Here is a 12,392-nt window from a genome sequence, read left to right on the forward strand (position 1 = left end):
TCGTACAGTATAAACTCAAACCCCTACTTTCATCTTATTTATGGTATAAATTTTTATTCACTTATCAAATCAGATAATTTTTTACTGCTACGAAAATATGTTTTAAAGTATTGATTCTTTGTAAACTTCTGTAACATTAAATGGCTTGTTTCTTTCAAGTTATAACTTCTAACTGAAAAAGAACCAAACCCCCTAATTTCAACTCTATTATGATGTTTCAATGTGCTTGAAAGTATCCCAAAAAATCTATCAACTATAGCTGCTATAACAATCTTATCTAAAAAAGGATGTCTTTTTGCTACCCTCGCTATTATATCAGACTTTGTTGCCATTTATATGAAGCCAAAATAAGTAAACCTTATCACTTAGCAGATAATGCTATGTTATATTCTTCAACACCCAATACTTCAACTTCTATTTTTTCTGATATAGAGAATTTTTTATTCTCTGGTAAATGCTCTTGATCTATTAGAAGGGTTACATCGTTCTCAACTTCAACGACTAGTCCATTATCTTCTCTCTTACCTACAATAACCTGTATTTTATCACCTACCTTAACTTTCTTTATCAGTTCTTCAAGAGGATCATACTCTATTTGTTTTATTCCAAGATAAATTCTTGCCCGATTCACGTCAGCCCTTATTACTTTTGCTTCTATTTTATCACCTACATTATACTTCTTTATCTCATCTGAACCATTTTTAGACCAACTAAAATCTTTCACATATATTGTCCCTTCTACGTTCTCATCTATTTCAGAATCACCGAAAGCAACAGATACATATGAGCCGGTATTATTCTTCACTTCACCAGAAACAATAGAACCAGGAGGATATTTATTGATAAATACTTGCCAAGGGTTGTCTACACACCTTTTCATGCTTAAACTCATCCTACTCTTAGCAATGTCAATACTGAGAATTTTTACATATACTTCTTGTCCCCTTGTTACGAGACCACTAACTGGTAAATTACCCTTAACCCAAGTTATTTCTGACGAGTGCACTAAACCTTCAATTCCAGGTCTAAGCTCAACAAATAATCCATAATCTTCTATGCTTGTTACATAACCCTTATGCACACTATCAACTGGATATTTTGACTCTGCATCTTGCCAAGGGCTATCTTCTAGCTGCTTCACACCCAAGGAAATTTTAGCATTTTCCTTATCTATTTTTATAATTTTAACTTTTATAGTCTGACCACAAGTAAAAACTGCAGACGGATGACTTACCCTACTCCAAGAGATATCTGTAATATGTAACAATCCATCTATAACTCCCACTACATCTGATTCATGAATACCGACAAATACACCGTAATGAGTGATACTTTTTATTTTCCCTTCTATTATATCGCCTTCATTTAAAGATTCTAAAAATTTAATTTTTTCACCAGCGTGCAATTTTTCTAACACCAGCTTTCTTGATACTACAATATTGCCCTGCTTCTTATCCATTTTAAGCACGATGAACTTTTGTTCAGTTTCAATAAAGTGCTTCGCATCTTTTACTTGCTTCAAATCCACATGACTCAGCGGTAAAAAAGCGCTTATTCCGTCACCAAGATCAACAATAAAGCCACATTTAATTGAGCGTTTAATAACTCCGCTTACCTCAGCCCTTGTAACTGTATCTTCTTCCAACTTATTCCATTTTTCGTCCCTAATTGCTTTTTCACGACTAAGAACAACATTACCATGATAATCTTCAATTCTTTCCACATAAACTCTGATTTTCGAGCCAATAATGACCTCATCATTACAACCGAGTTCCTTGATCAGAATTCTCCCGTCAGATTTTAAACCAATATCAACCACAACGTCGTTAGGGTTTATTCTTGTAATTACACCTTCTACCACATCTCCTTCTTTAATTTTGTTAACAAAAGAATCTTCAAACAAGGTATTACCTTGATCCTCAAATTGGCCTTGACATACCTCTTCTATAAATTTGTTTGATGATAGCTTTCTGATAGTAACCGGTAGATTTACGACTGGATTATTATTATTCATACCTTTAACTTAAACTTTATTAGAACTCATATATTATATAATATTAACAATTATTGACAAGTAATTTTTCATTAACTCATTTCGAGAATTGTTTAAGCTATATAAAATATAGTGAGAAAATTATATATGTATCAAGAATATGCTATTTAAGAATAGCAAGTGGATTAGATCGTTCTCCAGAAGGTCCAGGCTAAAACCTGATGTTGATGAAATATTGGAAAAATATTCTATTCAAAACAGCAAGGAATCTATAGAGAAAATTGTAAATTCACAAAAAAGAATATGGGTAGAAATAGGCTTTGGCAACGGTGAAAATATGCTTTACCAGGTGCTCAATGAACCTGATCTATTATTTATAGGATGTGAGCCCTACTTAAAGGGGGTTTCTCGCTTGCTAACAAACATAGAAATACAGAACATAAAAAATATTTTAGTGTGGACAGAAGATGCAAGAGAATTGATTGCAAATTTTCCTGATAACAGTGTTGAAAGATTCTTTATTCTCTTTCCAGATCCATGGCCAAAAAGAAGTCACAATAAAAGACGATTAATTAATACGGAATTTTAAATTTATTAGCAAAAAAAATACTTATAACAGGGGAAATATTCATTGCAACCGATCATCAGGACTATGCAGAGTGGATAGCATCACATATAAAGCAGTGTAACTCTTTAATCTATAGGGAAGACGATTTCACAAGTTATACTCTTACAAAATACCACAGAAGAGCGCTCAAAGATCAGCGTAAAGTGAGGTTCTTTAAAGTAAGTGTTATTAATAATTTGCAGACTATGGATCAATAGAGTTTTTGCATATCTCTTTTACGTTAACTATAGATTAAAAATAATAAAAAAAGAGGGAGAAATAGAGTAAATTCCTTTAACTACTTCTCCTTATGAAGGAATAGACTTCTTGCATAACCCAAACTAAGTAGGAAAAAGGTATCATCCAAGTAGCCCCTTTCTCGTCATGCCGCCGCGGCGCTAACACGTAGCGGGATGACGGTTGTCAGGTTAGCTGTTATCCCAGTTTTTGACACTGGGATGACAGGGAAGGATGCTGGAATGAAGGTTTTTCAAATTGTCGATAAACCTAAATCTATAATAACTATTTGCCTTTTTTCTAGGTTATGCAAGAAGTCTACTGAATAACAGTAAGATTTTTCAATCCTGTTCCACAGCAAATTTTAGTGCCATGTGAGTAGTTATGGTGCTGTTAACAATCAAAATAACAAAAACTAAGATGGTGATTAGTAGTGTATAAATATTCAAGGATAAATTTTCAAATTGAGTTAGCATTTTAAAATACACAAAGGTTGGCATTATCATTGGCAAAACAAGAATTTGCGATACTCCTGATGCTAAGTTGTTTCGACCAATCATCAATGCATTTCCAGTAGCTGAAATATTAATGATTATCAGCGTATTAAATAATAAAGACACTCCAACTGCTATTGAGTGTTCAATACTATTGCCTAGAATTGCAAAGCTGAATATGGAAGAAATTACTGAAATCGGTAACCCAAATAATAACCAGTGAGCGAAAATTTTATAAGCAACTATAAGCCTAGAAGAGAGTGGCTGTACAAAGATTTGCTCTAATATTCCATCATGATAATCAGATGTAAACAAATTATTTGTAGAAATCTGCAAAACAAATGTAGCACATATCCATGTTAATGTTAACATAACTTCTTGTTTATTGTTGTTTTTAAGTGTAAATGAAGATAAACTTAACATTATGATAAAAATACATACTATATAGGTAAAGTTCTTATCATCTATTACTAATTTTTTTACTGAGTCGATCATACTAGGCTTTTAAATGTTTATTATAAATTATAGTGTTTACTTTGAGGTAGTATAATTTTTTGTTCATAAATTATATAGGTTTTATTATTTTTTTGATAATGCAATTATGGAAAAGTTACCAAAAATAAAGTCACCAGAAGATTATACTCCTTCAGAAGATGAAGAATATATGAGCGTAAAACAACTGGAATACTTCAGCTTAAAGTTACAATCAATACTCGCTGAGTTAGAGAAACAAGAACTAGAAGATAATAGTATTGATACATACTATTTTGATGAAGATAGTGGAAACGAGGAATTAATCAAGCGTCGAAAAGATAGAAAAGAAAAAATTAAGGAGGCGTTAGAAAAAATAAAATTAGGCACTTATGGTTACTGCGATGGAACAGGAGAAGAAATAGGAGTCGAAAGACTTAAAGCTAATCCGCTTGCTATATATTGTATTGAAGAGCAAGAGAGAGTAGAAAAAGAAAAGAACGTGTACAACATTAACGATTAATTTACACATAAGTGGTGAGCCCATTGGACTTCAAGAGGAGCAAGAGGCGCTGAAGTATGTTATGCTATAAAGAAAGTGGAAAATTGGACATTCTCAACTTGACTCCTGCAGATTAAAAATTAAGTTGTATCCGTTCAGGCAATGGCATCAACTTAAGGAAAAATATCAGCGATAGTGTATAAAATTTCTCTCTAAATTTTTTATCATTAAATTATCCAAAGAGTGCAAGAAACAGCACTTTTGTTTCTATTTTATTGCAACAAAAAAGTTTAAAATGTGTCTTTTTTAGGTGAAACATGCAAAAAGGAAAAAACCTTATTCTACAAATTAAAAATATAATATACTCGAAAACTTTTCAGAAAATCCATTGTGTTGAGTTTTACACGAACAAGCTTTTTCGACAGTATTTTCTATGATTTTAAAGTTAGTTAAAAAAAGTTTGGGAATAGAATGTGAACTTATGGAGCCATTGACATGTACCCTCAAAGCAAGCTTTTTCTAAAGCAAGATATAAGATTTGCCATACAGGCTTTCAAGAATTTAAGCATCCAAACAGCCTATCAGGATGAACCTGAGTTGGAGAGGCTATAGACTTATTGCAGCAGATGGTTCTGGTATGAGATTACCCAGCTCTGGAGAAATTGTATCCGAGTTTGAACCAAATGGAACAACAGGCACCATTGGCAATTTGTTTGTTGATTTGTGTACTTCGCTGATTTGTAGTGCTCGTCTTGCAGCTTGGAATATAGGTGAACAAACGTTGGCGGCAGAGCAATTACCCGAAGTTATCACTCAAATGCGTTTATTAAATCAAGAGAAATTATTATTTATCTATGATCGTCTTCAGTAAAATTCATTCAGCAGCATTATGATTTGGAAGTAGATTTTATTTTTCGCTTGCAAAAAAGAAATTATAGTAAGCTATGGGAACGCTGGCGAATTAGATTTTGATTTTATATTAGAAAATGAAAAGCTAAAAAATAAAATGAAAGGACAGAAAGTAAGAGTTATAGTGCTGACATTAGCCAACTGAGAAACAGAGTTTTTGACCGAGACTTTGGAGCAAAGCTTATGTGTTAAGGTGGCACATAGAGGAAACGACTCAAGGTAGGAGCAGAGTTAGAGAATTTTTCTGGAGAGGCTGTATTACAAGAATTTTGGGCAAACTTGGTCATGTGCAATATATTATCGCTTCATATATGTGATGCACAAGGGCCTTGGAACCCAGATCAAATTACTGAGTATCGTTTAAATTTTTCAGTTTTATTTGGTGCAATGAGGCAGAAACTCTATCAGGTACTTATTGCGCCAAAAAACTTTCAAGCCCTTTTTAAGTATACGCGCTAAAGTTAAAATCCGACCTGGACAGCCGCAATAAAGTAGATAAGCCTAAACGCCATCATGTCTTTAGGAGAATTTGCTAATGAAAGTTCTTAAGTTGACGTCATTGGCTGAACGGATACGATTTATTTCAGTGCATGAGCTGGTCCTTTTCGGATTTTAGCGCTGTGTACATAACTGCACGAACGTCTAGTTTAGGGGTAAGAAAAATTAGGGCCCGCAAATTAATCCAAACACATAAGTGTAGTGTTACCACCAAATGCTGTAGTGTTAACACTTACAACTTTTTCTGTAGAAAAACGCTGTAAATAATTAGGACCACCAGCTTTTGGCCCAGTGCCAGATAGTCCTCTACCACCAAATGGTTGTATCCCAACTGCTGCACCTATCTGGTTACGGTTGATGTAGACATTTCCAACTGATATTTTTTTACTTATAGTGTCAATTTGACTTTGTATACGACTCTGCAAAGAAAACGTAAGCCCATATCCAGTACTATTTATATCACTTATAACTTCATTTAATTGTGACTTGTTAAAACGTATGATATGTAAAATAGGACCAAATACTTCTTGCTTTAATTGCGAAATTTTTTGTATCTCATAAATATATGGAGGAAAGAAATAACCATTATGAGAATTTGTATCCATGGGTACTTTAAATAACAGATTTGAATCTTTATCCTCTGACATTTTTTGCGTATGTTGAGTGAGTATATCGATAGATGCTTTATCAATTATTGGACCAATATCAGTACTAAGTTGTATTGGGTCACCAATCTTGAGTTCTTGCGCTGCACCGCATATCATTTTTATCTGCTTCTCTGCTATGTCCTCTTGAATAAACAGCACTCTAAGCGCAGAACAGCGTTGGCCAGCGCTGCGAAACGCAGAAAGCAAAACATCCGTAGTCACTTGCTCTAAGAGAGCAGAGCTATTAACTATCATAGCATTGAGCCCTCCTGTTTCAGCAATAAGTGGTACGATAGGACCATCCCTATTTGCAAGCATTTTATTGATTATTTGAGCAGTTTGTGTTGAGCCAGTAAAAGCTACTCCGGCAATTCTATTGTCTGGAACTAATATTTTGCCTAAATATCCACCATCCCCAGGAATGAGGTGTAACACATTCTTTGGTATCCCAGCTTCATGTAGTATCTTAACAGCTTCGTAGGCAATAATCGGCGTTTGCTCTGCCGGTTTTGCCAGCACTGCATTACCTGCTGCAAGTGCAGCTGAGACCTGCCCAATGAAGATAGCGAGCGGAAAGTTCCACGGTGACATGCATAAGAAAACTCCTCTGCCTTCAAAAAAGATGAAGTTATCTTCACCTGTTGGGCCCGGCAATTTTTTCCAGTCGCTCAGTTCATTTTTTGCTATCATTGCATAATAACGCAGAAAGTCGATTGCCTCTCTTACTTCTGCTATTGCATCGGATAAAATTTTTCCTGCTTCCACAATCAGAATGTAAATTAACTCTTTCATCCTTTCCTCAAGCAAATCTGCAGCTTTTTCAAGGCATTTAGCGCGCTCTTCTGCTGAAACATTCTGCCACTTAGCAAAAGCACTATGTGCTATTTCAAGAGCGTTTAAAGCTTGATCGCTTGTTGCACTTGACACTTCTCCAATTACATTTTCCAAATGTGCAGGATTCACTACTTCGATAAATTCAGCATTATCAAATAGTGCTTTTCCATCAATTATTGGTCCAACTTGCCACTTTTTTTCACTAAAACCCTTTATATCATCTGCAAATTGTGAGACTATCACAGAATCACTAATATCCATCCCCAAGGAATTTTTTCTTTCTGGTCCCAAAATATCTTGTGGTAATGGAATGCCTGGATGAGGTTCATAATTAAAATTTATAGCTTTTTCCAGTGGATCTGAAATTAACTCATCGATTTTAACGTTAGGATCACTTATTTGATTAACAAACGAACTATTAGCTCCATTTTCAAGAAGGCATCTTATAAGATAAGGCAACAAGTCACTATGTTCCCCAACGGGTGCGTAGACACGACAGCTAACATTTGTTGCAAGCTCTGACATTGCATAATCATATAAGTCTTTTGCCATTCCATGTAAGCGTTGAAATTCAAATCCAGGGTGGTTTTTATCAGCAAGTTCCATGATAGAAGCAAAAGTATAGACGTTATGAGTTCCAAAGCATGGGTAAAAGCTGTTTGGTTTACTCAAAAGTTTCTGTGCGCACACGAGGTAAGATACGTCAGTATAGCTTTTTCTTGTAAATACTGAGTAATCATTTAATCCCAATTCTTGCGTACACTTGATTTCTGAATCCCAATATGCACCTTTTACAAGCCTCACCATAATTTTGTGCTTTGATCGAATAGCAACATCCTCTACAAAGTCAAGAACAGATAAAGCACGTTTTTGATATGCTTGTACAGCCAAGCCGAGCCCTTCCCACTCAGAAAGTGATTCATCAAGCCGTAATTGTTCAAACAAGATTAAGGAAATTTCAAGCCTTTCTGTTTCTTCTGCGCCTATGCATAGTGAAATGTTGTATTTTTTTGCCTCGCGGCAGAGCTCTAAAACCTTAGTGAATATCTCACCAGCAATTCGGCCAAATTGACTAAATTCATAACGTGGGTGTAAAGCAGAAAGTTTGATTGAAATTCCATGGGATTTAAAACAATCATTTATTTCAGTGGATTCACCTATAGCTTTTATTGAGTGCATGTATGAATTAAAATACTCTTCTGCATCCTCAGTTGTGTGAGCAGCTTTGCTAAGCATATCAAAAGAGTATAAAAACTTACTATTGTCATCTAGTTTTGCGTACCTTAAAGCTTCTTCTATGGTTTCTCCAACAACAAAATGATTACCAAGCATAGACATTGCTTGTTTTACTGCTTTGCGAATGATCGGTTCTCCTAAATTCTTAAGTAACTTAGAAATTGCGTAATAGAACTTCGAATCGCCTTCATTATCTCTCAATATACTGCTACCTATCATTAAACTCCACGTGGAAGCATTGACGAACAATGAAGAAGAATATCCTAAATATTTACTCCATTCTTGATTGGCAATTTTATCTTTGATTAGCTCGTCTATTGTATAATCATCTGGTATTCTAAATAGCGATTCAGCAAGGCACATCAATGCTATTCCTTCATCATTGGAAAGCGAGTATTGCTGCATAAAGGAATCTACAATACTTAATTTATTGTGTTTGATTTTTTCAATAACTTGTTTTGCAATATTATAAATTCTATTTTTTGAATCAGCCGAAAGCTCTGCTTTTTCTACAAGATAACGTATATAACTCTTTTCATCAGTACGATAAAATCCTTGTAAACGTTTTCTGAGTTCATTAGGTTCTTGTATAGAGCTTATCATATATAATTATCTCCAAAAAATACTCCGACACCATATGTATGGTGAAATTATATCATAACTTTGCGCAGAGCAAATTGCTATTTACAAAGGGATCAGGGCTGGCTAAAAGAAGTCCATGCAATAACTTCACTAAATCAAAAAGATTGTGCAAGTATGTAGCTCAACACTCCACCACACATCAAGTATTTAGTCTCAGTTGCGGTTTGTACACAGCATTTGAGTTGAATTGATTGCTTTGAATTATCCTTTCTTTTGATGATGCATTCTAGATTTCCACCTGGCACTATTTCACCTTTTATGCTTATTACCTCGCTACCATCAAATATCTTTCTGGTTATTCCATTTTGAAATATAAGTGGAAGAACACCCATGCCGACCAAGTTGGACCTATGTATACGCTCAAAGCTTTCTGCAATGACAACTTTAACCCCCAACAATAAAGTACCCTTTGCTGCCCAATCCCTACTTGAACCTGTGCCATACTCCTTTCCTGCCACAATGATGAGAGCTTCCTTGTAGCGCATTGCTGCATCAAAAATCGACATAGTTTCTTGAGAAGGAATATATTTTGTATAGCCGCCTTCGATGCTTACCATTTCATTTTTTATTCTAATGTTAGCAAAAGTCCCACGCATCATTACATTGTGGTTACCACGACGAGACCCATACGAATTAAAGTCCTGTGGCTCAATTCCAAGATTTTTTAAATATATACCTGCAGGACTACTTGAGGCAATATTTCCAGCAGGGGAAATGTGGTCAGTGGTTACGCTATCGCCAAACATTGCCAATATTTGTGCACCTTTTATATCGATTTTATTATTTTTAGGTGATAAATTATCAAAATAGGGCGGATTTTGTATGTAAGTGCTATTTGCATCCCAATTATAGATTTCACTTTTTTCACACTTTATCTTTCGCCAATGTTCATCACCAGAAAAAACATCCTTATACTTTTGTATAAACATCTCACGTGTTACCACATTTTTAACACAATCTTCGATTTCATTGTTTGTTGGCCATATATCCTTGAGATGGACGTCATTTCCATTCTTATCTTTGCATATTGAATCTTTTGTCAGATCAATTTGCACAGTACCAGCAAGTGCATATGCAACAACAAGTGGCGGAGATGCCAAGTAATTAGCTTTGACTAACGGATGAATTCTTCCTTCAAAGTTACGATTGCCAGATAAAACTGCAGCAACGGTTAAGTTTTTGTTTTTAATGCCATCTTCTATATCTTTATTAAGTGGACCAGAATTCCCAATGCAAGTTGTGCAACCATATCCAACTAGATTAAAACCCAAAGCATTTAGATCTACCTGCAATCCAGACTTTTCTAAATATTCTGTTACAACTTGTGACCCTGGAGCAAGAGAAGTTTTAACCCAAGGCTTTGATTTTAATCCAAGTTTAATTGCATTACGAGCTACAAGACCTGCAGCAATCATCACACTTGGATTAGAAGTATTAGTGCAGCTTGTTATTGCTGCACTAACTACACTTCCATCTTGGAGTTTATCGCTTTCCTTTGACTCATTAACTAAAAATGATTTAGAAAAGGACTCTGCCACTTGTGAAAGAAAAACCTTATCTTGTGGTCTTTTGGGACCAGCCATTACTGGCTCCACGCTTGATAAATCAAGCTCTAGTGTGTCAAAAAATGCTAACTCGTCACTACTACGCCACAGTCCTTGCTCTTTCGCATAAGCCTCAACTAGCTTAATCAGCTTTTCTGGCCTTCCGGTTAAGCTTAAATAATCTAGCGTTTTTTGATCAATTGGAAAAAATCCACAAGTTGCGCCATACTCCGGGGCCATGTTTGCTATAGTGGCTCTATCTGCCAAAGATAAATAATCTAAACCATCACCATAAAATTCTACAAACTTACCAACAACGCCTTTTGTTCTTAGGATATTGGTAACCGTCAGCACTAAATCGGTCGCAGTTACTCCTTCCGACAATCTGCCAATTAATTTAAATCCAACTACTTCTGGAATCACCATACTAATTGGTTGACCAAGCATCACAGACTCAGCTTCTATGCCTCCAACACCCCAACCAAGAACTGATAATCCGTTAACCATTGTAGTATGGCTGTCAGTACCAACTAAAGTATCAGGATATATGACTCCATCATTATTACACACAACTTGCGCTAAATATTCAAGATTCACTTGGTGGCAAATCCCTGTGCCAGGCGGCACTACTCTAAAATTTGTGAAGGACGATTCTCCCCACTTTAAAAATTGATATCTCTCCAAATTTCTTTTTACTTCTAACTCAACATTCTTACTGAATGCGGAAACACTTCCATAACTATCTACTTGAACAGAATGGTCAATCACAAGATCAACCGGTACAGACGGATTTATATTGCTTGGGTTTCCTCCATTTTTCTTAACATAGTCCCGCATTGAAGCCAGATCAACAACAGCAGGAACCCCTGTAAAATCTTGCATCAACACCCTTGCTGGTTTATAGCTAATTTCGTGATTAGTGTGTTTATTAACACAGTCTGCTAGTACTCTTATGTCATCTAGCTTTACGTTCACTCCATCTTCATTGCGCAATAAACTTTCAAGCAGAACCTTAAGTGAGCAAGGCAATTTAGTCACATCTATTCCTAAAAATTCACTAGCACTACTTAGGCTAAAATAGTTGTATGACTTCCCGTCAATGTTTAAAGTCGTTTTTGCATTTAAAGAATTGTTCATCCTATCACACTATATTAGTTAAAATTGGAATTACTGCCGTTACTTTTTTGTTATTGACCTTGCTGCTCATACATAGTTTCGAAATCTATCGGATCTAGCATTAGTGGGGGAAATCCACCACTACTTGTAACTCTTGCAATTATTTCTCTTGCAAAAGGAAAAAGAAAAGTAGGTCCACCAATAAACAAAGCTTGTCTTACTTCTTCCTCACTCAACTCTTTTAAATTTTCTATTGAAAAAATGCCACAATATTTCGTTTCACAAATGAAAGCTACGCCATCTTTTATGCCTTCATCTTTTACCGTTGCTTTGACTTCTATATGCAAAGTAATTTCATGGAAAGATTTTTCTTCATTCACTTCTTCTTTGTTTTTCGTCCCTTCTAATTTTGCTGAATTGATATTAACCATTACGTTAATATCTGGAGCTTTACTAGAAGAAAGGAATGGCGAACTCGGATTCTCAAATGATAGATCTTTAACATATTGACCGTGAATTCTCATTTTTTGTTGTGGCATTTCTTACGTCTCCTTTAATTAAGTTGAGATATTTAATACTTTCTTATATAATATATTCATTTACAAACGAATAGCAAACCTGATTATAAGTTGATATGAAAAACATATTTTCATTAATAATTA

The 12,392-nt window shown here is 35.1% G+C and carries 8 protein-coding genes and 2 pseudogenes; 4 read left to right on the top strand and 6 right to left on the bottom strand.

The window, feature by feature from the left end:
* Positions 1–53: 53 nt before the first annotated feature.
* On the bottom strand, positions 54–332 hold the full coding sequence (locus ACEL90_RS05930; RefSeq protein WP_264337936.1) for an HU family DNA-binding protein: 279 nt from the start codon (positions 330–332) through the stop codon (positions 54–56).
* A 29-nt stretch (positions 333–361) separates the two neighbouring features.
* The gene (locus ACEL90_RS05935) at positions 362–2,014 is read right to left on the bottom strand and encodes a 30S ribosomal protein S1 (protein WP_423348917.1); all 1,653 of its coding nucleotides are present in this window, start codon (positions 2,012–2,014) and stop codon (positions 362–364) included.
* 139 nt (positions 2,015–2,153) lie between these two features.
* Here ACEL90_RS05935 and trmB point away from each other — a divergent pair.
* Both trmB and ACEL90_RS05945 read left to right on the top strand, forming a co-directional pair.
* Positions 2,154–2,818, top strand: a pseudogene (trmB, locus tag ACEL90_RS05940) (tRNA (guanosine(46)-N7)-methyltransferase TrmB).
* Between the two features lie 195 nt (positions 2,819–3,013).
* The gene (locus tag ACEL90_RS05945; RefSeq protein WP_423348918.1) at positions 3,014–3,166 is read left to right on the top strand and encodes a hypothetical protein; all 153 of its coding nucleotides are present in this window, start codon (positions 3,014–3,016) and stop codon (positions 3,164–3,166) included.
* A 12-nt stretch (positions 3,167–3,178) separates the two neighbouring features.
* Here the strand turns inward: ACEL90_RS05945 and ACEL90_RS05950 are convergent, their stop codons facing one another.
* Positions 3,179–3,826 carry a heme exporter protein CcmB gene (locus tag ACEL90_RS05950; RefSeq protein ID WP_151808123.1) on the bottom strand — a complete coding sequence of 216 codons (648 nt, stop codon included), beginning with the start codon at positions 3,824–3,826 and terminating at the stop codon, positions 3,179–3,181.
* A gap of 106 nt (positions 3,827–3,932) precedes the next feature.
* Between ACEL90_RS05950 and ACEL90_RS05955 the strand changes: the two genes are divergently transcribed.
* Both ACEL90_RS05955 and ACEL90_RS05960 read left to right on the top strand, forming a co-directional pair.
* On the top strand, positions 3,933–4,325 hold the full coding sequence (locus ACEL90_RS05955; protein WP_423348919.1) for a TraR/DksA family transcriptional regulator: 393 nt from the start codon (positions 3,933–3,935) through the stop codon (positions 4,323–4,325).
* Positions 4,326–4,621: 296 nt separating this feature from the next.
* Positions 4,622–5,749, top strand: a pseudogene (locus ACEL90_RS05960) (transposase).
* A gap of 141 nt (positions 5,750–5,890) precedes the next feature.
* Here ACEL90_RS05960 and putA read toward each other — a convergent pair.
* The 3 genes from putA to secB form a co-directional block, all read right to left on the bottom strand.
* Entirely contained in the window at positions 5,891–9,031 is a 3,141-nt protein-coding gene (gene putA, locus ACEL90_RS05965; RefSeq protein WP_423348920.1) for a bifunctional proline dehydrogenase/L-glutamate gamma-semialdehyde dehydrogenase PutA, read from the bottom strand.
* Between the two features lie 134 nt (positions 9,032–9,165).
* Positions 9,166–11,751: an aconitate hydratase AcnA gene (acnA, locus tag ACEL90_RS05970; protein ID WP_423348921.1), complete on the bottom strand. Its 2,586-nt coding sequence runs from the start codon at positions 11,749–11,751 to the stop codon at positions 9,166–9,168.
* A gap of 50 nt (positions 11,752–11,801) precedes the next feature.
* On the bottom strand, positions 11,802–12,269 hold the full coding sequence (gene secB / locus ACEL90_RS05975; RefSeq protein WP_423348922.1) for a protein-export chaperone SecB: 468 nt from the start codon (positions 12,267–12,269) through the stop codon (positions 11,802–11,804).
* Between the last annotated feature and the right edge of the window lie 123 nt (positions 12,270–12,392).

The organism is Wolbachia sp. wLmal, assembly GCF_049435495.1.
GTDB classification, from domain to species: Bacteria; Pseudomonadota; Alphaproteobacteria; order Rickettsiales; family Anaplasmataceae; genus Wolbachia; species Wolbachia pipientis.

Coding starts and splice junctions, on each gene's coding strand:
- ACEL90_RS05950 (WP_151808123.1), bottom strand. CDS start 3,826: ATGATCGACTCAGTAAAAAAATTAGTAATAGATGATAAGAACTTTACC.
- ACEL90_RS05930 (WP_264337936.1), bottom strand. CDS start 332: ATGGCAACAAAGTCTGATATAATAGCGAGGGTAGCAAAAAGACATCCT.
- acnA (WP_423348921.1), bottom strand. CDS start 11,751: ATGAACAATTCTTTAAATGCAAAAACGACTTTAAACATTGACGGGAAG.
- secB (WP_423348922.1), bottom strand. CDS start 12,269: ATGCCACAACAAAAAATGAGAATTCACGGTCAATATGTTAAAGATCTA.
- putA (WP_423348920.1), bottom strand. CDS start 9,031: ATGATAAGCTCTATACAAGAACCTAATGAACTCAGAAAACGTTTACAA.
- ACEL90_RS05935 (WP_423348917.1), bottom strand. CDS start 2,014: ATGAATAATAATAATCCAGTCGTAAATCTACCGGTTACTATCAGAAAG.
- ACEL90_RS05945 (WP_423348918.1), top strand. CDS start 3,014: ATGACGGTTGTCAGGTTAGCTGTTATCCCAGTTTTTGACACTGGGATG.
- ACEL90_RS05955 (WP_423348919.1), top strand. CDS start 3,933: ATGGAAAAGTTACCAAAAATAAAGTCACCAGAAGATTATACTCCTTCA.